The following is a 23,491-nucleotide window of genomic DNA, read 5'->3' on the forward strand; positions in this document are numbered from 1 at the left end:
CTGCGACCCGTGCATCGGGCCGGACCAGGAGAGGGTCATCAACCGTGCGAGCCGACGCGCGCCGCAACCACGAGCGGCTGCTCACCGAAGCCCGGACCGCCTTCGCCGAACAGGGCACCGACGCGCCCCTGGAGGAGATCGCGCGGCGCGCGGGCGTCGGGATCGGCACCCTCTACCGCCACTTCCCCACCCGGGCCGAACTCCTCAACTCGGTCTTCCAGGAAGCCCTGGCGGAACTGCTCGACCGCTCGCGGGAACTGGCGGAGGCGGACGCGCCGTGCCGGGCGCTCGTCGAGTGGCTGCGGGCGCTGATCACCCACGCGGTCGAGTACCGGGGGCTCGCGCACGCGCTGATGTCCGCCTCGTACGACCGGAGTTCCGCGCTCGCCCGGTGCAGCGATCCACTGCGCGCGGCGGGCGAGGGGCTGCTCGGGCGCGCCCAGGAGGCGGGGCAGGTGCGCGCCGACGTGTCGATCGGCGACCTGATGCAGCTGACCAACGCGATCGCGCTGGCGTCAGAGCAGTGCCCGGAGGACACCCTCCTCGCGGACCGCCTGCTCGCACTGACGCTCCGGGGCCTCAAGGGCTGAGTCCGCCTCGGTGGCGTGGGACCCCTGGGGGAGGGTCCCTCGGGGCCTCAGCGGCGGCGCATGTCCGCGACGCGCGCGGTGCGCTCCATCGTCTCCGCGGCCATGCCGCCACCAGGACCACGGTACTGACCGGCCGCCATCCGGCCCCGCTGGACGGGGAGCGGCATGTCACGTCGGGGCCGGGCGCCCGGGGGGTGCTGGTCACCGCCGGCCGCGCTCTGGCCCGTGCCGGCGACGGCGATCTGCACGCCTTGGTCGGCGAGGGCCTGGAGCTCGGTGGCGGCGCGGTCGTCATGGGCCGGGGGCTCGTCGGTGACGAGGCGGGTGATGACGTCCGTCGGCACCGTCTGGAACATGGTGTCGGAGCCGAGCTTGGTGTGGTCGGCGAGGACCACGACCTCCGCCGCCGCCTGCACCAGCGCCCGGTCCACGCTCGCGGAGAGCATGTTGGACGTGGACAGGCCGCGCTCGGCGGTGAGCCCGCTTCCGGAGAGGAAGGCCCGGGAGACCCGCAGCCCCTGGAGGGACTGCTCGGCCCCGCTGCCCACCAGCGCGTAGTTGGAGCCGCGCAGGGTGCCACCGGTCATGACGACCTCGACCCGGTTGGCGTGGGCGAGGGCCTGGGCGACGAGCAGGGAGTTGGTGACCACGGTCAGACCGGGCACGCGGGCGAGCCGGCGGGCCAGCTCCTGCGTGGTCGTCCCGGCGCCGACGACGATGGCCTCGCCTTCTTCGACGAGGCTCGCGGCGACGTCGGCGATGGCCGTCTTCTCCGCGGTCGCGAGATGGGATTTCTGCGGGAAGCCGGATTCTCGCGTGAATCCGCCCGGCAACACCGCACCGCCGTGGCGGCGGTCGAGGAGTCCTTCTGCCTCGAGTGCCCGTACGTCTCTCCGTACGGTCACTTCCGAGGTCTGGACGACGCGGGCGAGCTCGCGGAGCGACACGGCCCCATTGGCTCGCACCATTTCGAGGATCAACTGGCGACGTTCTGCAGCGAACACGAAACTGACAGTAACGTGACCGGCCGATACTTTTCAGCACTATGCGCCGATTTGCAGAAGATGCGCACAGGCGGGGCCTCCAAGTGGTATGGGAGACCCCGCCGTTGGTTGATCTATGCCCCGCCTTGCCGGGGGTTGTCCGAGTCGGCGAACCGTTCCCGCAGGCGGGAGCGGCGCCGGACGGGCGTGCTACGCCTCGCCCGCCGACTTTCGGGTGTGCAACTGCCGTGCCACTTCCGCGATCGAGCCCGACAGGGAGGGGTACACGGTGAAAGCATTTGCGATCTGTTCGACCGTCAGATTGTTGTCGACCGCGATCGAGATCGGGTGGATCAGCTCGCTCGCCTTCGGGGCGACGACGCAGCCGCCGACCACGATGCCGGTGCCCGGGCGGCAGAAGATCTTGACGAAGCCGTCCCGGATGCCCTGCATCTTGGCACGCGGGTTGCGCAGCAGCGGCAGCTTGACGACCTTGGCGTCGATCTTGCCCGCGTCCACGTCGGCCTGGGTGTAGCCGACGGTGGCGATCTCGGGGTCGGTGAAGACGTTCGACGAGACCGTCTTCAGGTTGAGCGGGGCCACCGCGTCGCCGAGGAAGTGGTACATCGCGATGCGGCCCTGCATGGCGGCGACCGAGGCCAGCGCGAACACGCCGGTGACGTCGCCGGCCGCGTACACGCCGGGGGCGCTGGTGCGGGAGACCCGGTCGGTCCAGATGTGACCGGAGTCCTTCAGCTTGATCCCGGCCTCCTCCAGACCCATTCCGGCCGAGTTCGGGATCGCGCCGACCGCCATCAGGCAGTGCGTGCCGGAGATGACCCGGCCGTCCGCCAGGGTGACCTCGACCCGGTCGCCGACCCGCTTCGCGGACTCGGCGCGGGAGCGGGCCATGACGTTCATGCCGCGGCGCCGGAACACGTCCTCCAGGACGGCCGCCGCGTCCGGGTCCTCGCCCGGCAGCACCCGGTCGCGGGAGGAGACGAGGGTGACCCGGGAGCCGAGCGCCTGGTAGGCGCCGGCGAACTCGGCTCCGGTGACGCCGGAGCCGACCACGATGAGCTCCTCCGGGAGCTCCTTCAGGTCGTAGACCTGCGTCCAGTTCAGGATGCGCTCGCCGTCCGGCTTGGCGTCGGGCACCTCGCGCGGGTGGGCACCGGTCGCGATCAGCACGGCGTCCGCGGTCAGCGTCTCCTCCGTGCCGTCGGCCGCGGTGACGATCACCTGGCGGGAGCCGTCCACGGCCTGCCGGCCGGAGAGCCGGCCGCGCCCGCGCAGCACCCGGGCGCCGGCCCGGGTGACGGAGGCGGTGATGTCGTGCGACTGGGCCAGCGCGAGGCGCTTCACCCGTCGGTTGACCTTGCCGAGGTCCACGCCCACGACGCGGGCGGCCTGCTCCACGTGCGGGGTGTCGTCCGCGACGATGATGCCCAGCTCCTCGTACGAGGAGTCGAAGGTGGTCATCACCTCGGCGGTGGCGATCAGGGTCTTGGAGGGGACGCAGTCGGTCAGGACGGACGCGCCGCCGAGGCCGTCGCAGTCGACGACGGTCACCTCCGCGCCGAGTTGGGCGCCCACCAGGGCCGCCTCGTATCCGCCGGGTCCGCCGCCGATGATCACGATCCGGGTCACTGGGATCTACGCCTCGCGCTCTCGTTCTGCCGGGGGGTCCCCCCGCTGGGGTGCAGTGCGTACGCCATTGTCCCGCACGCTTCAAGTGCGTACCCCATTCTCCCGCACGCCCGGCGCTGCCTCACGTCGGGGCACCGTAGGGGGTGTCGCGCGCCCTCCGCGCCTCCGCCACCTCGGAGTTCGCCGGACACCCCACCCCCTCCCGTACCCTCGGTCCCATGTCGCTCTACGCCGCTTTCGCCGGCAACCTCGACGCGCGGCTGATGAGCCGCCGCGCACCGCACTCCCCGCTGCGCGGCACCGGCTGGCTGAACGGCTGGCGGCTGACCTTCGGCGGTGAGCAGATGGGCTGGGAGGGCGCGCTCGCCACCATCGTGGAGGCCCCGCGCTCCCAGGTGTTCGTGGCGCTGTACGACATCGCGCCGATGGACGAGGACTCCATGGACCGCTGGGAGGGCGTGGGCCTCGACATCTACCGGCGGATGCGGGTGCGGGTGCACACGCTCGACGGCGAGGAGCCGGCCTGGGTGTACGTGCTCAACGCCTACGAGGGCGGGCTGCCCTCCGCCCGGTACCTGGGCGAGGTCGCGGACGCGGCCGAGTCGGCGGGCGCGCCGCACGACTACGTGATGGAGTTGCGCAAGCGTCCCTGTTGATCCGTCCGGGAGACCGGAACCGCTCGTTCGTCGGAAACGACAAGACAACGATCGCATGTCCGTCAGCATCGTCATCTACGCGCGTAGGCATTCTCCGGCTACGCTTCTTCGCGTACCAAATCCGTCCGGGGCCCCCCTCGGACTCCCCTCCCCGAGGCGAGAGAGTCAGTGAACGCAACTGCCACCCCGTACGAGGCCGCCGAGGCCGCTGCCGCACGTCTTCGCGAGCTGACCGGAGTCGAGAACCACGACGTCGCCCTGGTCATGGGCTCCGGCTGGGCACCCGCCGTCGACGCGCTCGGAGCCCCCGAGGCCGAGTTCCCGGTCACCGAACTCCCCGGCTTCCCGCCGCCCGCAGTCGAGGGACACGGCGGCAAGATCCGCTCGTACAAGATCGGCGACAAGCGCGCGCTGGTCTTCCTCGGCCGCACCCACTTCTACGAGGGCCGCGGCGTCGCCTCCGTCGCCCACGGCGTCCGCACCGCCGTCGCCGCCGGCTGCAAGACCATCATCCTCACCAACGGCTGCGGCGGCCTCCGCGAGGGCATGCGCCCCGGCCAGCCGGTCCTCATCAGCGACCACCTCAACCTCACGGCCGCCTCCCCCATCGTGGGCGCCAACTTCGTCGACCTCACCGACCTGTACTCGCCGCGCCTGCGCGCCCTGTGCAAGGAGATCGACGAGACCCTGGAAGAGGGCGTGTACGTCCAGTTCCCCGGCCCCCACTACGAGACCCCGGCCGAGATCAACATGGTCCGCGTCATGGGCGGCGACCTCGTCGGCATGTCCACCGTCCTCGAGGCCATCGCCGCCCGCGAGGCCGGCGCCGAGGTCCTCGGCATCTCCCTCGTCACCAACCTCGCGGCGGGGCTCTCGGGCGAGCCCCTCAACCACGAGGAGGTCCTCCAGGCGGGGCGCGACTCCGCGGCGCGGATGGGTGAACTCCTGACGCGGGTCCTCGACCGGATCTGAGTTCCCCGTGCGCCCCTCGCACCGACCGGCCCCTGGGGGCCGGACGGGCTGCGGGGCGCCGCGGCGGCCTCCGGGCCGCCGGGGTCCCGTCCCCCGCCGCCCCGCACGGGCCCGGAAATCCGGCCCGCCCGGCGTTCGGGGCCGCGGCCGCAGGCCGTACGGGGGCCGGGGGCCCGCCCCCGGTTTCGGGAAGGGGCGGGGTGGGGGAAGGCTCCGCGCAGCGGCGCGCACCCGCACGCCCCACCGGCCCGCACCCGCCCACCGCTCCACCCGCCCGCACCTCCCGAAAGGCACACCGTGACGCAGGACGACCTCCTCGCCCGGGCCCAGGCGTGGCTCGCCGAGGACCCCGACCAGGAGACCCGCGAGGAACTCGCCGCGCTCCTCGCCCGCAACGCCACCGACGAGCTCGCCGACCGCTTCGGCGGCACGCTGCAGTTCGGCACGGCCGGACTCCGCGGTGAGCTCGGCGCCGGGCCGATGCGGATGAACCGCTCGGTCGTCATCCGCGCCGCGGCGGGCCTCGCCGCGTACCTGAACGCGAAGGGCGAGCGGGGCGGCCTCGTGGTCATCGGCTACGACGCCCGCTACAAGTCGGCCGACTTCGCCCGTGACACCGCCGCCGTGATGACCGGCGCGGGGCTGCGCGCGGCGGTCCTCCCGCGGCCGCTGCCGACGCCCGTCCTGGCCTACGCCATAAGGCACCTGGGTGCCGTCGCGGGCGTGGAGGTGACGGCGAGCCACAACCCGCCGCGGGACAACGGCTACAAGGTCTACCTGGGCGACGGCTCGCAGATCGTGCCGCCCGCCGACGCGGAGATCGCCGCCGAGATCGCCGCGGTGCGCTCGCTCGCGGACGTGCCCCGTCCGGAGTCCGGCTGGGAGACCCTCGGCGACGAGGTCCTGGACGCCTACCTGGAGCGCACGGACGCCGTGCTGACCGCCGGCTCCCCCCGGACCGCCCGGACCGTCTACACGGCCATGCACGGCGTCGGCAAGGACGTCCTGACGGCCGCCTTCGCCCGCGCCGGCTTCCCGCCGCCCGCGCTCGTCGCCGCGCAGGCCGATCCCGACCCGGCGTTCCCGACGGTCGCCTTCCCGAACCCGGAGGAGCCGGGTGCCATGGACCTCGCCTTCGAGGCGGCCCGGGCCGTGGACCCCGACATCGTCATCGCCAACGACCCGGACGCGGACCGCTGCGCGGTCGCCGTGCCGGACGCGTCCGTCGAGGGCGGCTGGCGGATGCTGCGCGGCGACGAGGTGGGCGCGCTGCTCGCCGCGCACCTGGTGCACAAGGGCGCCACCGGCGTGTTCGCCGAGTCGATCGTGTCGTCGTCGCTGCTCGGCCGGATCGCGCAGGCCGCGGGCGTCGGCTACGAGGAGACGCTGACCGGCTTCAAGTGGATCGCCCGCGTCGAGGGACTGCGGTACGGCTACGAGGAGGCGCTCGGCTACTGCGTCGACCCCGAGGGCGTCCGCGACAAGGACGGCATCACGGCCGCGCTGCTCGTCACCGAGCTGGCCTCGGTGCTCAAGGAGCAGGGCCGGACGCTCACCGACCTCCTCGACGACCTGGCCGTGGCGCACGGGCTGCACGCCACCGACCAGCTGTCGGTGCGGGTCGAGGACCTGGGCGTCATCGCGAACGCCATGGCCGCGCTGCGCGAGCGGCCGCCGGTCTCGCTGGCCGGCCTCACGGTCGTCTCGGCCGAGGACCTGACGAAGGGCACGGAGTCGCTCCCGCCCACGGACGGCCTGCGCTACCACCTGGAGGGCGACTACAAGGCCCGGGTCATCGTCCGCCCGAGCGGCACCGAGCCCAAGCTGAAGTGCTACCTGGAGGTCGTCGTCCCCGTCGGCGACGGCAGCGAGCTGGCGACGGCCCGCGCCACGGGCGACCGGGTGCTCGCCGCGATCAAGCGGGACCTGTCCGCCGCCGCGGGGCTGTAGGCCGGACGGCACGGCGGACACGCCGGACACGCCGGACACGTCGGAGGGCCGGTACGGAAGCGATTCCGTACCGGCCCTCCGGCATGTGTGTCCCTACGGCGCCGTCCGTGCGGCGCGTCCGCTCGGCGTCGCCCGTCCGGCGGGTCCGCGCGGCAGGTCCGCCGGGGCTCGTCCTCCCGGTCAGCCGATCGCGAGCAGGATCACGAGGAGCAGCAGCCCGGCGACGGCGGGGCCCAGGATCTCGTACGCCCAGCGCACGTGCGGTTCGCCCTGCGCGCCCGGGCTGGTGGCGCGGGTCTCGGCGAGTTCGCGCAGCTCGGAGACGGTCTTGTCGCCGGGGGCGATCCGCGAGGCGGCGTCGTTCACGTCGGCGGAGACGGAGGTGCGGCCGTGCGGATCGTCCTGGGAGGCGCGGGCGGCGCGGCGGGCGGCCCGCTTCCGCTGGCGCAGCGAGACGGGGATGGCCCACAGCTGGTACTTGGCGCCCTCCTGGGTGAAGACCTCGCTGGAGTAGCCGGCGCGGACGTCGGCGACGGAGGCCCAGGGCAGGGTGATCGACCGGAACGGGTTGCGGATCCGGAGCCGGTCCTCGTTGGCGTACACCGCGGGCCGGATCGTGAAGGCGACGATCAGCGGGGCGGCGAGGAGGACGCCCGCGAGCGCGACCCACGGGGTGTTCCCGTCGCCGCGGATCGCCGCGTCGATGCCGAACAGGCCCGCGAGGAGCAGCAGGAACACCCCGCTCGCGATCCCGAGGGGCGAACGGAAGACACGGTCGGCGGCCGGCTGTCCGGCGGCCGGCTGTCCGGGGGTCGACTCGCGGCTGGGCTCGTGACTCGGCTCGGGGGTCGGCTCGGGGGTCGTCATGCCGCCGATTGTGCCTCAGCGGGCCGGTGGAGGCTCAGGCGGCCCGCGTGGCCACCAGCTCCGCGTACAGAATGATGTTGTCGGGGCGGTGGCCGTCGACCAGCTCCCCACCGCAGGTGACGATCCGCAGCTCGGGGCGCGTGGTGTTCCCGTAGACCTTGGCGGTCGGGAAGGCGTCCTTGTCGACCTGCTCCAGTTCCGTGACCCGGAACACCGCCGTCTTCCCGTCGGCGCGGGTCACGGTGATCTCGTCGCCGACCCTGACCCGCGAGACGTTCTTCAGGACGGCGGGCCCGCGGGCCGTGTCGAAGTGGCCGATGAGCACGGCGGGGCCGGTCTCTCCCGGCGTCACGCCCTTCTCGTACCAGCCGATGCGGTCCGCCTCCGCCTCCGACGGCACCTCGACGGAGCCGTCCGCGTTCAGCCCCAGGCCGAGGACGGACCCGCCGCTGCCGGTGTCGACCCCGGCGGCGGGCACCCGCACCCGGACGGGCAGCGAGCGGCCCAGCGGGCCGACGGGCGCGGCGCTCGCGGGCGGCGCGCTCTCGCTCGCCTCGACGACGTGCGCGGGCGGCGTCGCGCCGTCCCCGCCCCCGGACGAGCAGCCGACGAGGGCGGCGAGCGCGGCGACGAGGACGACGGAGGCGGTACGGGTACGGGCGGGGCGGCGGTTCACAGGACGGCTCCGGACGCGGTGCGACCGGCCGCCGCGTGGGGCGCGGCGACCGGTCGGGGGTGGGTGCTCCTTGCTCGGGTCAGGGTCGAGGAGCGGTGGACGGTGGCCCCGCGACGGGCGGGACCGGGCGATCCGGAAGCGGCCGTCGAGCCTGCTGCCGGGGTCGTGACGGGCCGGGTGGTCCGGCGGGGTGTCGGGCCCCGCCGGATCGCGGCTCGGCGGGTCAGGCGCGGGAGGCGGCGCGGCGGCGCAGGACGACGAAGCCGAGGCCCGCGGCGGCGAGGGAGGCCGCGCCCGCGCCGGCGGCGATGAGCGCGGTGGAGTCGTCCTGGGTGCCGAGCTCGGCACCCGCGGCGACGCCGCCCTTCGGGATGACGGTGGTCTGGCCGGCATTGTTGGCGGTGACGCCGGTGTTGCCGGTGGTGCCCGTGCTGCCGTTCGAGGTGGCGCCCTTGACCGGGTTGAGCTTGCAGCCCTTGGGCATCTTCGGGAAGGCGTGCGTGCTGCCCTTGGCGGAGCCGCCCTCGAACTTGGTGTAGAGCGTCGGCGTGGCGCTGAACGGGTTGTCGATCCGGGCGATGACGCCGGCGTTCTTCGGCAGCGAGGGGTGGTTGCGGTCGAGCTTGCCGAAGACCTGCTTGTCGTCGCCGGCGTCGTGGAAGGTGGCGGTCGGGCCGTTCGGGCTCATGGTCAGCTCGGCTCCGGTGCCCGCGCCGACGCCGACGGTGGTGACGACGGTGCAGGCGTCGTCCTTGGTGACCGGCTTCGGGGCGGCCTGCTTGGCCGAGCCGTGGACGTAGGCGGCGAACCCGCCGTCGTACTCCAGGACGACGGTGGCGTTGTTGAAGCCGAAGACGCCGCGGGGACCGGTCAGGTAGGTGAAGCCGGTGCCGTGGGTGCCCCAGCGCAGCTGCTGGATGCCGTAGCGGCCGTTCTTCTTGGTGATCTCCAGCGTGGTGCCGTCGACGAGCTTGTACACGCCGGGCTTGGCGCCCGGGAGGTAGTTGCCGAACCAGCTCTCGGTGGTGCCGTCCGCGTGGAGGACGAAGAAGGTGCCGTTGTCGTTGCCGGCCTCCGAGCGGTGGTCGGCGTCGACCGTGCCGACGCGCTGGCCCTGCTTGTAGAGCTCGGCGCGGTGGTGGGAGTCTCCGACCTTGAAGATCTTGGCCTGGGCGCCGTTCGGGAGCTTCTCGGTGCGGACGTAGCCGGCCGCCTCGACGGGCTGCGGGGCTCCCTGCTTGGCCGAGCCGGGGAGGTAGGCGGCGAACGAGCCGCCCTGCTCCAGGACGACGACGGCCTTGCCGAAGGTGAGGACGGAGCGGTGGCCGGTGAGGTACTTGAAGCCGCCGCCCTTGCCGTTCTCGACCAGCTGGAGGCCGTAGCGGCCGTCCTTCTTCGCGAGCTCCAGGACGGTGCCGTCGGCGAGGCGGTAGAGGCCGGGCTTGCCGATGACGCTGTTGCCGACCCAGTTGTGGGTGGTGCCGTCCGCGTTGAGGACGAAGAACTCGCCGTTGTCCTGGCCGGCGGCGGCGATGCCGTCGGCGTCGATGGTGCCGACGATCTGGCCCTGCTTGTACAGGTAGGCGCGGTGGTGCTGCGGGCCGACCTTGACGATCTTGGCGATGGAGCCGGTGACCAGGACCTGGTCGCGGACGAAGGTCTCGCCCGGCTTGGCCTTCCAGTTCTCGATCCAGCCGGCGCCGGTGCGGGCGGGCGTGGTGGTGGAGGCAGCCGGGGCGGAAGCGGTCGGGGCCGAGGCCGGCTTCGCGGCGGACGGGCCGTCGGCGGCGAAGGCGGCACCCGCGGTGAGGGCCGGGGTGATCGCGACGCCCGCGACGAGGGCGGTGGCGATGGCGGTGCGAAGGGCGGTGCGCATAACGACTCCTGTGATTCAGGTAGGTGGTTGGCGTGAGTCGCATGCCGCTTTTTCTCGGTCCGACTGTTTCCGGTGAGGTCCGGCTGGCTGCTGATAAGAATCTATTGATCTTGTATGTGGGAGCCGTCCGCTCCATGTCACGGCCGTGTGACAGGAGTCACTGCGCCGTGGGGCATGATCCACCACGCCGTGGGACCCCGTGTGACCTCGCGCTCCTCGAAGCGGTCCCCCTGTACAGGTCGCTACGCGCGTAGATATGCTCGACTGGTGACCATGCCCACCACTGCATCCGCAGCATCCGCATTCGCCGACGTGACCGCGTCCGACAGTGCGCTGCGCCGCTTCCTCCACGGGCTGCCCGGCGTCGACGCCGTCGGCCTGGAGGCGCGCGCCGCGTCCCTCGGCACCCGCTCGATCAAGACCACGGCCAAGGCGTACGCCATCGACCTGGCCATTTCCATGATCGACCTGACGACACTCGAAGGCGCGGACACCCCGGGCAAGGTCCGGGCGCTCGCCGCCAAGGCCGTCAACCCCGATCCGACCGACCGTACGACCCCGACGACCGCCGCCGTCTGCGTCTACCCCGACATGGTGGCCACCGCCAAGGCCGCCGTCGCGGGCACCGGCGTCAAGGTCGCCTCGGTCGCCACCGCGTTCCCGGCCGGGCGCGCCGCGCTTCCCGTGAAGCTCGCGGACACGGCCGACGCCATCGCCGCCGGCGCCGACGAGATCGACATGGTCATCGACCGTGGCGCCTTCCTCGCCGGCCACTACCTGAAGGTCTACGAGCAGATCGCCGCGATCAAGGCGGAGTGCGGCGACCGCGCCCGCCTCAAGGTGATCTTCGAGACCGGCGAGCTGTCCACGTACGACAACATCCGTCGCGCCTCCTGGCTCGGCATGATGGCCGGCGCGGACTTCATCAAGACCTCGACCGGCAAGGTCGCGGTCAACGCCACCCCCGCCAACACCCTCCTCATGCTGGAGGCCGTGCGCGACTTCCGCGCCCAGACCGGCGTGCAGATCGGCGTGAAGCCGGCCGGCGGCATCCGCAACACCAAGGAAGCGATCAAGTTCCTGGTGCTCGTCAACGAGACCGTGGGCGAGGACTGGCTGGACAACCACTGGTTCCGCTTCGGCGCTTCCAGCCTGCTCAACGACCTGCTGATGCAGCGCCAGAAGCTGGCGACCGGCCGTTACTCCGGCCCCGATTACGTGACGGTGGACTGATCAACATGGCATCTGCATTCGAGTACGCACCGGCGCCCGAGTCCCGGTCCGTCGTCGACATCGCCCCCTCGTACGGCCTGTTCATCGACGGCGAGTTCGTGGAAGCGGCCGACGGCAAGGTCTTCAAGACCGTCTCCCCGTCCACCGAGGAAGTCCTCGCCGAGGTCGCCCAGGCGGGCGCCGAGGACGTCGACCGCGCGGTGAAGGCGGCCCGCAAGGCGTTCGAGAAGTGGTCCGCGCTGCCCGGCTCCGAGCGCGCCAAGTACCTCTTCAGGATCGCCCGGATCATCCAGGAGCGCAGCCGCGAGCTGGCCGTCCTGGAGACCCTGGACAACGGCAAGCCGATCAAGGAGACCCGCGACGCGGACCTCCCCCTGGTCGCCGCGCACTTCTTCTACTACGCGGGCTGGGCCGACAAGCTCGACCACGCCGGCTACGGCGCGAACCCGCGCCCGCTGGGCGTGGCCGGCCAGGTCATCCCGTGGAACTTCCCGCTGCTCATGCTGGCGTGGAAGATCGCCCCCGCGCTCGCGACCGGCAACACGGTCGTCCTGAAGCCGGCCGAGACGACCCCGCTCTCCGCCCTGTTCTTCGCGGACATCTGCCGCCAGGCCGGGCTGCCGAAGGGCGTCGTCAACATCCTTCCCGGTTACGGGGAGACGGGCGCCGCGCTGGTCGAGCACCCGGACGTGAACAAGGTCGCCTTCACCGGTTCGACCGCCGTCGGCAAGGCCATCGCGCGCTCCATCGCCGGCACCGACAAGAAGGTGACGCTGGAGCTGGGCGGCAAGGGCGCCAACATCGTCTTCGACGACGCCCCGATCGACCAGGCCGTCGAGGGCATCGTCAACGGCATCTTCTTCAACCAGGGCCAGGTCTGCTGCGCGGGCTCGCGCCTCCTCGTCCAGGAGTCGATCCAGGACGAGCTGCTCGACTCGCTCAAGCGCCGCCTGAACACCCTGCGCCTGGGCGACCCGCTGGACAAGAACACCGACATCGGCGCCATCAACTCCTCGGAGCAGCTGGCCCGCATCACCTCGCTGGTGGACCAGGGCGAGGCGGAGGGCGCCGAGCGCTGGACCGCCTCCTGCGAGATCCCGTCGGCCGGCTACTGGTTCGCCCCGACGCTCTTCACGAACGTCACGCAGGCGCACCGGATCGCCCGCGACGAGATCTTCGGCCCGGTCCTGTCGGTGCTGTCCTTCCGCACGCCCGACGAGGCCGTCGCGAAGGCCAACAACAGCCAGTACGGCCTGTCCGCCGGCATCTGGACGGAGAAGGGCTCCCGCATCCTGGCGGTCGCCTCCAAGCTCCGCGCGGGTGTCGTCTGGGCCAACACGTTCAACAAGTTCGACCCGACCTCGCCCTTCGGCGGCTACAAGGAGTCGGGCTTCGGCCGCGAGGGCGGCCGTCACGGTCTGGAGGCCTACCTCGATGTCTGAGTCGGCGACGCGGCTGAGCGTCTTCAAGACCTACAAGCTGTACGTCGGGGGCAAGTTCCCCCGCTCCGAGAGCGGCCGGGTGTACGAGGTGACCGACTCCAAGGGCAAGTGGCTGGCGAACGTGCCGCTGTCGTCCCGCAAGGACGCGCGTGACGCGGTCGTCGCCGCCCGCAAGGCCTTCGGCGGCTGGGCGGGCGCGACCGCGTACAACCGCGGCCAGGTCCTCTACCGCGTCGCCGAGATGCTGGAGGGCCGCCGGGAGCAGTTCGTCCGCGAGGTCGCGGACGCGGAGGGCCTGTCGAAGTCGAAGGCGGCCGCGGTCGTCGACGCGGCGATCGACCGCTGGGTCTGGTACGCGGGCTGGACCGACAAGATCGCCCAGGTCGTCGGCGGCGCCAACCCGGTCGCCGGCCCGTACTTCAACCTCTCCTCGCCCGAGCCGACCGGTGTCGTCACGGTCGTGGCCCCGCAGGACTCGTCCTTCCTGGGCCTGGTCTCGGTGATCGCCCCGGTGATCGCGACGGGCAACACGGCCGTCGTGATCGCCTCGGAGAAGTCGCCGCTCCCCGCCCTCTCCCTGGGCGAGGTGCTCGCCACCTCCGACCTCCCGGGCGGCGTGGTCAACATCCTGTCCGGCAAGGCCGCCGAGATGGGCCCGCACCTCGCGGCCCACCAGGACGTCAACGCGATCGACCTGACGGGCGCCGGCGCCGACCTGGCCCGGGACCTGGAGATCGCCGCGGCCGACAACCTGAAGCGCGTCCTGCGCCCCCGTACCGAGGACTTCGCCGAGTCCCCCGGCACGGACCGCATGACCGCCTTCCTGGAGACCAAGACCGTCTGGCACCCCACGGGCAGCCTGGGCGCGAGCGGCTCCTCGTACTAGCCGACACGCGATGACGGCCCCCGGGTGTGCGCACCCGGGGGCCGTTCTCATGCCCGCCCGCGCTCCACCAGCCCGGCCACCCCGTCGAGCACGCAGTCGAGGCCGGTCTCGAACTGCCAGGCCGCGTCGTCCTTGCGCGCGGCCCCCTGGGTGTAGCGCCGGTACGTCGGGTAGCGCCCGGTCTCCATGAGGTAGGACATCTGCGGGGCGAGGCCGCGGCGGGTCTCGTCGCCGCTCTCCCAGCCCTGGTCCGCCATGTACTGGCGCAGCGCGGCCTCCGACTGCGTGGCGCCGTGGACGTAGGCGTTGACGGCGCGGAACGCCGCCATCATCGTGTCGACGTCGAGCCCGAGGCCGTCGAGCGAGGCGAGCTGGCGCTCGGCCGCCGCCATCCGGTTCGGGGTGAGCGCGAAGAGCGGCGCCGGCATGTGGGCGAGCCACGGGTGGCGCAGCATCGTCTCGCGGGTCCGCAGGGCGTAGGCGCGGAGCGTCCCTCGCCAGCCGGAGGGCTCGCCGGGGGGCTCCAGCTCGTCGGAGACCCGGTCGATCATGAGCGCCCACAGCTCGTCCTTGCCGTCGACGTGCCGGTACGCGGCCATGGGGGCGACGCCCAGTTCGGTGGCGACCTTGCGCATGGTGACGGCGGCGAAGCCGTCGCGGTCCGCGATGGCGATCGCCGCGTCGGCGATCCTGCCGGGGGTGAGCGACGCCCTGGGTGCCGTCGCGGGCCGTTCCAGCCGCTCCCACAGCGAGACGGCGTCCGTCTCGTCCTTCTTCGCCACTCCGGCCTCCTTGTGTCGCGTACAGCGTATGCCTTGTGGACGTTGTACACACCGACGTGTACGTTGTACACCTGTCGGCGTACGCCGTACACATCACCGCTTCCAGGGGGAACCATGAGCACTCCGCTCCGCATCGCCGTCATCCAGGGCTCGACCCGCGACGGGCGCCTCGGCCCCACCGTCGCCCGCTGGATCGACGCCCACGCCGCCGCCCGCCCCGACATGGCCACCGACCTGATCGACCTCGCCGAGACCCCGCTGCCCACCGTCTTCCCGCAGCTCGGCCAAGCCCCGGCCCGCGAGGAGGACCGGGACCTGCTCGCCGCCGTCTCCCCGCGCCTCGCCGCCGCCGACGCCTTCGTCGTCGTGACGCCCGAGTACAACCACAGCTACCCCGCGTCCCTGAAGAACGCGATCGACTGGCACAACCGCGAATGGCACGCCAAGCCCGTCGCCCTCGTCGCCTACGGCGGGTTCTCCGCGGGCCTGCGCGCCGTCGAACACCTGCGGGCCGTCTTCGCCGAACTGCACGCCGTCACCATCCGCGAGGCCGTCGGACTCCAGGGCGTCTGGGGGCAGTTCGACGCCGACGGCCGGGCCGTCGACCCGGCCGCCGACAGCGCCGCCGCCTCGATGCTCGACCAACTCGCCTGGTGGGCCCAGGTCCTGCGCGAAGGCCGTGCCAAGACCCCCTACGGAGCCTGACCATGACCGACACCCCGCGCACCCGCATCCCCTACCTGGGGATCACCGGACTCATGCTCGGCGTCGTCCTCGGCGCCGTCGACGGCACCATCGTCGGCACCGCGCTCCCCACCATCGTCGGCGAACTCGGCGGCCTCGACCGCCTGTCGTGGGTCGTCACCGGCTACCTCCTCACCGCCGCCGTCACCACCCCCCTCTGGGGCAAGATCGGCGACCTCCGCGGACGCAAGGGCAGTTACCTCGCGGCGGTCGCCGTCTTCCTCGCCGGCTCGGTCCTCTCCGGACTCGCCCAGACCATGGACCAGCTCATCGCCTTCCGCGCCCTCCAGGGCGTCGGCGCCGGCGGCCTGATGGTCGGCGCCTTCGCCCTCATCGGCACCCTCGTCTCCCCCGAGGACGGCCCCAGGGTCCAGGCCGTCACCGGCGCCATGCTGCCCGTCGCCTTCGCCGGCGGGCCCCTCGTCGGCGGCGCCCTCACCGACCACCTGTCCTGGCGCTGGGCCTTCTACGTCAACGTCCCCCTCGGCCTCGCCGCCCTGCTGATCGTCGCGCTCGCCCTCCACGTCAGAACCCCGCGCGTCCGGGCCCGCGTCGACTGGCTCGGAGCCCTGCTCCTCACCACCGGCGTCCTCTCCCTCACCCTGCTCGCGACCTGGGCCGGCACCGGACACTCCTGGACCTCACCGCGGATCCTCGCCCTCGGCGCCCTCGCCGCCGCCTCCCTCGCCTGGCTCGTCCGGGTCGAGCACCGCGCCGAGGAACCCGTCGTCCCGCCCCGCCTCTTCCGCAACCGGAACTTCGCCCTCGCCCAACTCCTGAGCCTCCTCGTCGGCGCCGGCATGCTCGCCGCGATGAGCTACCTGCCGCAGTACCTCCAATTCGCCCGCGGCCGCTCCTCCACCGCCGGCGGCCTGCTCCTCCTGCCCCTCATGCTCGGCATGGTCGGCGCCCAACTCGCCTCCGGCCGCCTCATCGCCCGCACCGGCCGCTACCGGCTCCACCCCATCCTCGGCGGCGCCCTCATGACCGCAGGAGCGCTCCTCCTGCTCCTCCTCGACACGGACACCCCCGTCGCCGTCGCCTCCGCGCTCCCCGTGGTCCTCGGCGCCGGCATGGGCCTGCTCATGCAATCCACCATGCTCATCACGCTCTACGGCGCCGAACCCCGCGACATGGGCGCGGCGAGCGGCACCGTCACCCTCCTCCGCACCCTCGGCGGCTCCCTCGGCGTCGCCGCCCTCGGCGCGGTCTTCTCCGCCCGCCTCGCCGGCACCGACACCCGCCTCACCCCCACCCAGGCCGCACACCTCCCCGAGCCGGCCCGCGAAGCCCTCCGCACCGCCGTCACCAACGGCCTGCACGGCGTGCTCCTCGGCACCACCGCCCTCGCCGCCCTGTCCTTCGCCGTCGCCTGGCTCGTACAGGAGGACCCCCTACGCGCGACGACGGAACCGGAAGCGGCCGGAGGTTCGGGCCCCACCACAGGACCGGAACCCGCCGGGACACCGGAACCCGCCGGGGCACCGGAACCCGCCGGGGCACCGAGCCCCTCTACGGGACCGGCCCCCGTTACGGAGCCGGCCACTGCCCCGGAGTCGACCACCGCCGCGGAGCGGAACCCCGCCAGGGGACCGGGACGGGACCCCGCCACGACACGGAACCGCGCTACGGAAGCAGCCCCTGCGTCAGCGGACCGACCACCGGCAGGTCGGCCACGGCCCCGCCCTTCGTGACGTGGTCGGTGACCAGGTTCGTACCGACCGGCTTGAAGTCGGCGACCTGGGTGCCGAGCCCGTTGTCGAGCGGATCCACCCCCGTGTTGGCCAGCGGGTCGAGCTGGAGCCGGGTGAGCGGCCCCAGCCCTTGGGTGACCCCGCTCAGCGCACCCGACCCGGCCGCCGCCGCGTCCGTCCTCGTCAGCGAGTCGACGGGCAGCGGCACCGGAGCCGCCGCCTGGGCCGCGGCGCCCCCGCCGACCAGCGCGGCACCCGCCGCCGTGACGGTGAGACCGGCCTTCAGCAGGGCACTGCGACGAGGGGTCCGGGGTTCTGCGTGACGCGCCATCATGATCCTTCCAACGGGTGACCGGGCGGCCACCGACAGTAGTCGAGGTGTGATGCTCGATACCAACGGCCTTCCTCGGGGGTCCCCTGCACGGGGGAATGCTTCACACTGGTGTCCCGTGAGTTCCCAACCGATCCCGACCCGTGTCGTCCTGCTCACGGGCCCCTCCGGCTCCGGCAAGTCGTCCCTCGCCGCCGTCACCGGCCTCCCGGTCCTGCGCCTCGACGACTTCTACAAGGAAGCCGACGACCCCACGCTCCCGCTCGTCGACGGCAGCACGGACATCGACTGGGACTCCCCGCTGTCCTGGGACGCGGACACGGCCGTCGCCGCCATCGTCGAACTGTGCCGCACGGGACGGACCGACGTGCCCGTGTACGACATCGCCACCAGCTCCCGCGTCGACCGCGAGCGGCTCGACATCGCACGGACCCCGCTCTTCGTCGCCGAGGGCATCTTCGCGGCCGAGATCGTCGCCCGCTGCCGCGAACTGGACGTCCTCGCCGACGCGATCTGCCTGCGCGGCCGGCCCTCGACGACCTTCCGCCGCCGCCTCGCCCGCGACCTCCGCGAGGGCCGCAAGTCCGTGCCCTTCCTCATCCGCCGCGGCTGGCGCCTCATGCGCACCGAGCGCGCCATCGTCGCCCGTCAGGCCGCGCTCGGTGCCCACCCCTGCGCCAAGCCCGAAGCCCTCGGCCGCCTCGCCGCCGCCGCAGCCGGCCGCCACCGCACCCCCACCCCCAACTAACCCCCACCCGCGACCGGGCCCCGCGCCGCACGACCTCCCCGGGCGGGCCCCGGGGCCCCCGCCCGGGCCAGGCCCTGGGGTGCGGGCCGCGCCCGCCGCCGCCCTCGGCACCCACCGTGCGGGCTACGCCCGCCGCCGGCCGTCGCCCCGGCCCACCGCCGTGTGGGCAATCGTCCCTCCCCCAGGGCGGGACGGGTGGGCACACGGGACGGCGCCCTCAGCGGCGCCCCCGCCCCCTGCGCCTACCCGCACCCATAGCTCGACGCACACCCGATGCGGGTCAAGGCACGGAAGCCTAGGCCCGGCACGGGGCGCCGTCCGTTGTGCCCACCCGTCCCGCCCTGGGGGTCCCCCCGGACGAAGTCTGGGGGAGGAACGATTGCCCACAACGAGGGGTGGTGGGAGCGGCGGGGCGGAGCCGCGTCAGAGGGGCAGGAGCATGGGGGAAAACGGCGCGGGTCGTACAAGCCCCCCGGCTTGTACGACCCGTGTCGTGTTTCCCCCGTACCCCCGTACCCCCGTACGGCCCCGCGAAGGCCCCGTTCCCCCGTGACCCCGCGGGTGTTCCCCGTTCCCCCCTGTTCCCCCCGCCTTCAGGCCACGAGCTCGCCGAAGGACTCCTCTTCGTCGCGGCCGAAGCTGAGGACCTCGTCCTCGCGGAGGCGGCGGAGCGAGCGCCAGATGCTGGACTTGACGGTGCCGACGCTGATGTCGAGGATCTCGGCGATCTCGGGATCGGTGCGGCCTTCGTAGTAGCGCAGGACGAGCATGGTGCGCTGGAGCTCGGGCAGCCGGGCGAGGGCCTGCCAGAGGACGGCGCGGAGCTCGGTGCCGCGCATGGCGTCGGTCTCGCCGACCGTCTCGGGGAGTTCCTCGGTGGGGTACTCGTTGAGCTTGCGGCGGCGCCAGGCGCTGATGTGCAGGTTGGTCATGGTGCGGCGGAGGTATCCGCCGACGGCGGCCTTGTCGCTGATGCGGTCCCAGGCGCGGTAGGTGGAGAACAGCGCGCTCTGGAGCAGGTCCTCGGCCTCGAACCGGTCACCGGTGAGGTGGTAGGCGGTGGCGTACAGGGAGGCACGACGCTCCTGCACGTAAGCCGTGAACTCGGCTTCCGAGCAGTTCGTGCGTTCCCCCGTGACCTCCCCGTACGCCGCTCCCCCGTCAGCGACGGCGACCATGTAAGGCGCCTTGCGCTGACGCCCGACGCTGCGAACGCACCCCCGCCCGTTCACCACGCCGGACTTCTCGGTGCTCCGCACGACGTCGTGGAGACGCGTGACAACTGCGCTTGAGGTGGTGCTGTGCAGTGCGTTCATCTTGCGCCCCCCGTCGGCTGGAGTGTGTTTCGGTCCGTGTGCCAAGAAGCTTGCCCCTGGGACTTCATGGCGTTGTCCGCCGACTGTCACAGGCGTGTCACAGGAGACGGGGCAGGAGCGAGTCGGCGAGCGGTCGTACTCGGACGGCCCAATGCGACAGAATGACGGCGTGCCTTTTCTGTTGCTGATCGAGGACGACGACGCCATCCGCACGGCCCTCGAGCTCTCCCTGTCGCGGCAGGGTCACCGGGTGGCCACCGCCGCGACGGGCGAGGACGGCCTGCTGCTGCTGCGCGAGCAGCGGCCGGACCTGGTCGTGCTGGACGTCATGCTGCCCGGCATCGACGGCTTCGAGGTCTGCCGGCGGATCCGCCGGACCGACCAGTTGCCGATCATCCTGCTGACCGCGCGCAGCGACGACATCGACGTGGTGGTGGGCCTGGAGTCCGGCGCCGACGACTACGTGGTGAAGCCGGTGCAGGGCCGGGTCCTCGACGCGCGCATCCGGGCCGTACTGCGGCGCGGCGAGCGGGAGTCGACGGACTCGGCGACCTACGGGTCCCTGGTCATCGACCGGTCCGCGATGACGGTCACCAAGAACGGCGAGGACCTCCAGCTGACCCCGACCGAGCTGCGGCTGCTCCTGGAGCTGAGCCGTCGGCCCGGACAGGCGCTGTCCCGGCAGCAGTTGCTGCGGCTGGTGTGGGAGCACGACTACCTGGGCGACTCGCGGCTCGTCGACGCCTGTGTGCAGCGGCTGCGCGCCAAGGTGGAGGACGTGCCGTCCTCGCCGACGCTCATCCGTACCGTGCGGGGTGTCGGTTACCGGCTGGACGTTCCTGCGTGAGCAAGGGGATCCTCGCGCGGCCGAGGCTGTCCAGCCTGCGGCTGCGGCTCGTCGTCGTCTTCGCCCTGGTCGCGCTCACCGCGGCCGTCGCCGCCTCCGGCATCGCGTACTGGCTCAACCGCGAGGCGGTGCTGACCCGTACGCAGGACGGGGCGCTCAACGACTTCCGGCAGGAGATGCAGAACCGGGCGGCCACGCTGCCGCTCCGGCCCACCCAGGACGACCTGCGGCGGACCGCCGAGCAGATGGCGAGCGGCAGCGCCGCGGACTACCAGGTGCTGCTGCTCGGCGAGCGGGACGCGGGCAAGCCGATCGTCGGCGCGTCCGACCCGGACGACTTCACGCTCGCGGACGTGCCGCGCTCGCTGCAGGAGGCGGTGGACACGGAGCGGCCGGTGACGGACGCCAACGCGTACAAGTACCACCTGTTCTGGCAGCGTACGGAGCGGAACGGGACGCCGTACCTGGTCGGCGGGACGCGGATCGACGGCGGCGGGCCCGCGGGCTACATGTTCAAGTCGCTGGCCGCGGAGAAGGCCGATCTGAACTCGCTCGCCTGGTCGCTGGGGATCGCGACCGCGCTCGCGGTCGTCGGCTCGGTGCTGCTGGCGCAGGTCGCGGCGACGACCGTGCTGCGCCCGGTGCACCGGCTCGGCGAGGCGGCCCGGCAGCTCGGCGAGGGGAAGCTCGACACCCGGCTTCGGGTGAGCGGCGCGGACGAACTGTCCGATCTCTCCCGTACGTTCAACAGCGCGGCCGAGTCCCTGCAGAAGAAGGTCGCGGACATGAGCGCGCGGGAGGAATCGAGTCGCCGGTTCGTCGCCGACATGTCGCACGAGCTGCGCACCCCGCTGACCGCGCTGACCGCCGTCACCGAGGTCCTCGAGGACGAGCAGGACACCCTGGACCCGATGATCGCCCCCGCGGTGGCGCTGGTGGTGAGCGAGACCCGGCGGCTGAACGACCTGGTGGAGAACCTGATGGAGGTGACCCGCTTCGACGCGGGCACCGCCCGGCTCGTCCTCGACGAGGTGGACATCGCGGACCAGATCACCGCGTGCATCGACGCGCGGGCCTGGCTGGACGCGGTCGATCTGGACGCCGAGCGCGGCATCGTGGCGCCGCTCGACCCGCGCCGCCTCGACGTGATCCTGGCGAACCTGATCGGCAACGCGCTGAAGCACGGCGGTTCGCCGGTCCGGGTGTCCGTGCGCACGGAGGACGAGGAGCTGGTCATCGCGGTGCGCGACCACGGTCCCGGCATTCCCGAGGAGGTGCTGCCGCACGTCTTCGACCGCTTCTACAAGGCGAGCGCGTCCCGGCCGCGGTCCGAGGGCAGCGGTCTCGGCCTGTCGATCGCCATGGAGAACGCGCTGATCCACGGCGGGTCGATCACCGCCTCCAACTCGGTCGGCGAGGACGGTGCGGTGGACGGCGCGGTGTTCGTGCTGCGACTGCCGCTGGACGCCTCGGGGATCACGCGCGAGGTGCAGACCCGCAGCAGCCAGGGCGAGGTGGAGGAAGCGTGACGCGCCGCATCTTCGGGCGTACGACGGGCGCGGGCGCCCTGCTCGCGGCCGCGCTGACGGTACTCGTCACCGGCTGCGGGATCAGGACCACGTCCGTCCCCGTGGACGCGGGCGCGGCCCCGTCCCGCGTCCCGTGCAGCCTGGCCGACGAGAGCGCGTCGGCGACGACCGCGCAGGGCATGCCCGTCCGGGTCTACCTGGTGTGCGGCTCGCAGCTGGAGCCGGTCGACCGGCGTTCGCCGCTGCCGGAGGAGAAGGCGGGCGGCGATCCGGTCCGTACGGCGGCGGGACTGCTCGCGCAGCTGCTCGACGACCCGTCGGGCAGCGAGCGGCAGGCCGGCTTCACGACGGCCGTGCGGAGTCCGCTGCTCGTCACCGGCGGCCACGCGGGCGACCCGGCCGGGACGCTGCGGCTGAGCCGGCAACCGGAGGACCTGGCCCCGACCGCCCTGTCGCAGATCGTCTGCACCTTCGCGGAGAGCTCCGTCGGTGCCGGTGACCACACCGTCCTCCTCGGCGGCCCCGGCTCCTACGCCCCAAAGCGCTACCGCTGCACCACCGAACTCCGCGAACGCCCCGAATCCGCCGCACCGACGGCCGCGGTACGGCCCCCGGCGACCGCCTCGACCACCCCGGCTCCCTGAGGCGGTCCTGTGGGGACCTCGCGGTCTTGAGGCGGTCGGTCCCGCACGGACCCCACGGCCCGAGGCCGGTCGCGCGTCGGGGCATTCTGGCTGGAAACGAGCGCGGCGGAACCGATTCCGCTGTGGTGGGCGTCTTGGGGGGCGTGCAGCGTCAAGGTTCGGGCGGTGGTGCCGCCGTGGTCGTCCGCGTGGTGGGGTTCGTACTCCTCGTCGCGCATCTGCTGCTCGTCGCCTGGGTCAGCCTGCGCCCACGGGACGTGGCGTGGGTGACCGCGCCGAACACGATCCCGCTGCACGGTCTGCGGGCGGATCTGGCGCTCGGCGCGACCGAGGCGGCGCGGCTGATCGGCGAGGGGTTGCTGCTGCTGGCCCCGCTGGGGGTGCTGCTCCCGATGGCCGACGGGCGGCTCGACGTGTCGCGGTGGGCCTCGCTGGCCCGGACGACCGCCGCCGGAGCGCTGGTGTCGCTGGCGGTGGAGCTGCTGCAGACCGCCGTGCCGGGTCAGGTCGTCGACGTGGACTCGGTCCTCCTGAACACGGCGGGGGTGGCGCTGGCGCACCTCCTGTTCGTGCCGGCCGGCCGTGGCTGGCTGCGCCGCAGGTCGGAGCCGGGGCGAGGGCCCTCCTCCGGAGGCCGTAGGCCCGATAGGGGTTCCCCCCTGCTGCGGAACGAGGCGGCTCAGGGTTCGACCCCGACGATTCCCAGGGTCCCGATCGCCCGGTAGACCGACGCTTCGTCCCCCCTCCCGGCGGCAGTATGGAGTCATCGGGAGCCCGACGGAGCGGCTCCCGGAGACGACATCGAAGGAGCCCACCATGGCCGCAATCATCCGCCCCCGTGACGGACGCGTGATCGGCGGAGTGTGCGCGGCGCTGGCTCGGCGCTTCGGCACCTCCGCGTGGACGATGCGCCTGATCTTCCTGGTCTCGTGCCTGCTGCCCGGCCCGCAGTTCCTGCTGTACCTGGCGCTCTGGTTCTTCCTCCCCTCGGAGAAGACCGCGTCCACGGCCTGGTAGCCGCTCGCAGGTCACCACCGCGCACGCCGAAGGGGCGCGCACCCGGGAAGTCCGGGTG

At 72.8% G+C, this 23,491-nt stretch carries 23 protein-coding genes; 15 read left to right on the top strand and 8 right to left on the bottom strand.

Annotated features, from left to right (window positions below; all coding sequences use genetic code 11):
- The first annotated feature begins 44 nt into the window (after window positions 1–44).
- Window positions 45–590, top strand: a complete 546-nt coding sequence (locus ACFCY7_RS10035) for a TetR/AcrR family transcriptional regulator (protein ID WP_376483054.1) — start codon at window positions 45–47, stop codon at window positions 588–590.
- A gap of 47 nt (window positions 591–637) precedes the next feature.
- On the opposite strand, the gene ACFCY7_RS10040 is transcribed toward ACFCY7_RS10035, so the two are convergent.
- On the bottom strand, window positions 638–1,594 hold the full coding sequence (locus ACFCY7_RS10040; RefSeq protein ID WP_367821538.1) for a DeoR/GlpR family DNA-binding transcription regulator: 957 nt from the start codon (window positions 1,592–1,594) through the stop codon (window positions 638–640).
- Between the two features lie 189 nt (window positions 1,595–1,783).
- Complete coding sequence (locus ACFCY7_RS10045; RefSeq protein ID WP_358474766.1) at window positions 1,784–3,223, bottom strand: NAD(P)H-quinone dehydrogenase; 1,440 nt, start codon at window positions 3,221–3,223, stop codon at window positions 1,784–1,786.
- Window positions 3,224–3,441: 218 nt separating this feature from the next.
- Between ACFCY7_RS10045 and ACFCY7_RS10050 the strand changes: the two genes are divergently transcribed.
- The 3 genes from ACFCY7_RS10050 to ACFCY7_RS10060 all read left to right on the top strand — a co-directional run bounded on the left by ACFCY7_RS10050 (window position 3,442) and on the right by ACFCY7_RS10060 (window position 6,801).
- Entirely contained in the window at window positions 3,442–3,879 is a 438-nt protein-coding gene (locus tag ACFCY7_RS10050; RefSeq protein ID WP_017239758.1) for a gamma-glutamylcyclotransferase, read from the top strand.
- A gap of 168 nt (window positions 3,880–4,047) precedes the next feature.
- Window positions 4,048–4,851, top strand: coding sequence for a purine-nucleoside phosphorylase (locus ACFCY7_RS10055; protein WP_376483057.1), 804 nt, complete (start codon window positions 4,048–4,050; stop codon window positions 4,849–4,851).
- A gap of 297 nt (window positions 4,852–5,148) precedes the next feature.
- The gene (locus tag ACFCY7_RS10060; RefSeq protein WP_376483058.1) at window positions 5,149–6,801 is read left to right on the top strand and encodes a phospho-sugar mutase; all 1,653 of its coding nucleotides are present in this window, start codon (window positions 5,149–5,151) and stop codon (window positions 6,799–6,801) included.
- A 180-nt stretch (window positions 6,802–6,981) separates the two neighbouring features.
- On the opposite strand, the gene ACFCY7_RS10065 is transcribed toward ACFCY7_RS10060, so the two are convergent.
- The 3 genes from ACFCY7_RS10065 to ACFCY7_RS10075 all read right to left on the bottom strand — a co-directional run bounded on the left by ACFCY7_RS10065 (window position 6,982) and on the right by ACFCY7_RS10075 (window position 10,220).
- Window positions 6,982–7,668 (bottom strand): PH domain-containing protein, encoded by a 687-nt coding sequence (locus ACFCY7_RS10065; RefSeq protein WP_376483059.1) that lies wholly within the window; start codon window positions 7,666–7,668, stop codon window positions 6,982–6,984.
- Window positions 7,669–7,702: 34 nt separating this feature from the next.
- Window positions 7,703–8,344 (bottom strand): class F sortase, encoded by a 642-nt coding sequence (locus ACFCY7_RS10070; RefSeq protein ID WP_376483061.1) that lies wholly within the window; start codon window positions 8,342–8,344, stop codon window positions 7,703–7,705.
- Window positions 8,345–8,567: 223 nt separating this feature from the next.
- Window positions 8,568–10,220 carry a hypothetical protein gene (locus tag ACFCY7_RS10075; protein WP_376483062.1) on the bottom strand — a complete coding sequence of 551 codons (1,653 nt, stop codon included), beginning with the start codon at window positions 10,218–10,220 and terminating at the stop codon, window positions 8,568–8,570.
- Between the two features lie 273 nt (window positions 10,221–10,493).
- Between ACFCY7_RS10075 and deoC the strand changes: the two genes are divergently transcribed.
- From deoC to ACFCY7_RS10090, 3 genes are read left to right on the top strand one after another with little or no spacing between them, the layout of a single operon-like run.
- The gene (deoC, locus tag ACFCY7_RS10080) at window positions 10,494–11,453 is read left to right on the top strand and encodes a deoxyribose-phosphate aldolase (protein WP_367821628.1); all 960 of its coding nucleotides are present in this window, start codon (window positions 10,494–10,496) and stop codon (window positions 11,451–11,453) included.
- Window positions 11,454–11,458: 5 nt separating this feature from the next.
- Complete coding sequence (locus tag ACFCY7_RS10085; protein WP_376483063.1) at window positions 11,459–12,895, top strand: aldehyde dehydrogenase family protein; 1,437 nt, start codon at window positions 11,459–11,461, stop codon at window positions 12,893–12,895.
- On the top strand, window positions 12,888–13,781 hold the full coding sequence (locus ACFCY7_RS10090) for an aldehyde dehydrogenase family protein (protein WP_376483065.1): 894 nt from the start codon (window positions 12,888–12,890) through the stop codon (window positions 13,779–13,781). The genes ACFCY7_RS10085 and ACFCY7_RS10090 overlap by 8 nt, the downstream gene beginning before the upstream one ends.
- Before the next feature lie 47 nt (window positions 13,782–13,828).
- On the opposite strand, the gene ACFCY7_RS10095 is transcribed toward ACFCY7_RS10090, so the two are convergent.
- On the bottom strand, window positions 13,829–14,563 hold the full coding sequence (locus ACFCY7_RS10095; protein ID WP_376483067.1) for a TetR/AcrR family transcriptional regulator: 735 nt from the start codon (window positions 14,561–14,563) through the stop codon (window positions 13,829–13,831).
- Between the two features lie 114 nt (window positions 14,564–14,677).
- Here ACFCY7_RS10095 and ACFCY7_RS10100 point away from each other — a divergent pair, with 114 nt between their 5' ends.
- Complete coding sequence (locus ACFCY7_RS10100) at window positions 14,678–15,268, top strand: NADPH-dependent FMN reductase (protein WP_376483069.1); 591 nt, start codon at window positions 14,678–14,680, stop codon at window positions 15,266–15,268.
- Window positions 15,269–15,270: 2 nt separating this feature from the next.
- Window positions 15,271–17,001, top strand: a complete 1,731-nt coding sequence (locus ACFCY7_RS10105; RefSeq protein WP_376483070.1) for a DHA2 family efflux MFS transporter permease subunit — start codon at window positions 15,271–15,273, stop codon at window positions 16,999–17,001.
- Here the strand turns inward: ACFCY7_RS10105 and ACFCY7_RS10110 are convergent.
- Entirely contained in the window at window positions 16,934–17,332 is a 399-nt protein-coding gene (locus ACFCY7_RS10110) for a hypothetical protein (protein ID WP_376483072.1), read from the bottom strand. The genes ACFCY7_RS10105 and ACFCY7_RS10110 overlap by 68 nt on opposite strands.
- 52 nt (window positions 17,333–17,384) lie before the next feature.
- Between ACFCY7_RS10110 and ACFCY7_RS10115 the strand changes: the two genes are divergently transcribed.
- Window positions 17,385–18,080, top strand: coding sequence for a uridine kinase (locus tag ACFCY7_RS10115; RefSeq protein WP_376483074.1), 696 nt, complete (start codon window positions 17,385–17,387; stop codon window positions 18,078–18,080).
- Window positions 18,081–18,673: 593 nt separating this feature from the next.
- Here ACFCY7_RS10115 and ACFCY7_RS10120 read toward each other — a convergent pair.
- Window positions 18,674–19,396, bottom strand: a complete 723-nt coding sequence (locus ACFCY7_RS10120; protein WP_376483075.1) for a SigE family RNA polymerase sigma factor — start codon at window positions 19,394–19,396, stop codon at window positions 18,674–18,676.
- A 169-nt stretch (window positions 19,397–19,565) separates the two neighbouring features.
- Between ACFCY7_RS10120 and afsQ1 the strand changes: the two genes are divergently transcribed.
- The 5 genes from afsQ1 to ACFCY7_RS10145 all read left to right on the top strand — a co-directional run bounded on the left by afsQ1 (window position 19,566) and on the right by ACFCY7_RS10145 (window position 23,433).
- Entirely contained in the window at window positions 19,566–20,243 is a 678-nt protein-coding gene (gene afsQ1 / locus ACFCY7_RS10125; protein ID WP_267045480.1) for a two-component system response regulator AfsQ1, read from the top strand.
- The gene (locus tag ACFCY7_RS10130; protein ID WP_376483077.1) at window positions 20,240–21,772 is read left to right on the top strand and encodes an ATP-binding protein; all 1,533 of its coding nucleotides are present in this window, start codon (window positions 20,240–20,242) and stop codon (window positions 21,770–21,772) included. The genes afsQ1 and ACFCY7_RS10130 overlap by 4 nt, the downstream gene beginning before the upstream one ends.
- Window positions 21,769–22,416 carry a hypothetical protein gene (locus tag ACFCY7_RS10135; RefSeq protein WP_376483079.1) on the top strand — a complete coding sequence of 216 codons (648 nt, stop codon included), beginning with the start codon at window positions 21,769–21,771 and terminating at the stop codon, window positions 22,414–22,416. The genes ACFCY7_RS10130 and ACFCY7_RS10135 overlap by 4 nt, the downstream gene beginning before the upstream one ends.
- A 143-nt stretch (window positions 22,417–22,559) precedes the next feature.
- On the top strand, window positions 22,560–23,141 hold the full coding sequence (locus ACFCY7_RS10140; RefSeq protein WP_376483081.1) for a VanZ family protein: 582 nt from the start codon (window positions 22,560–22,562) through the stop codon (window positions 23,139–23,141).
- Between the two features lie 91 nt (window positions 23,142–23,232).
- A complete protein-coding gene (locus ACFCY7_RS10145) occupies window positions 23,233–23,433 on the top strand; it encodes a PspC domain-containing protein (protein WP_376483083.1) in 201 nt (66 codons plus the stop codon).
- Window positions 23,434–23,491 lie beyond the last annotated feature (58 nt).

The sequence above is a fragment of the Streptomyces sp. NPDC056361 genome (assembly GCF_042262805.1).
GTDB lineage: Bacteria > Actinomycetota > Actinomycetes > Streptomycetales > Streptomycetaceae > Streptomyces.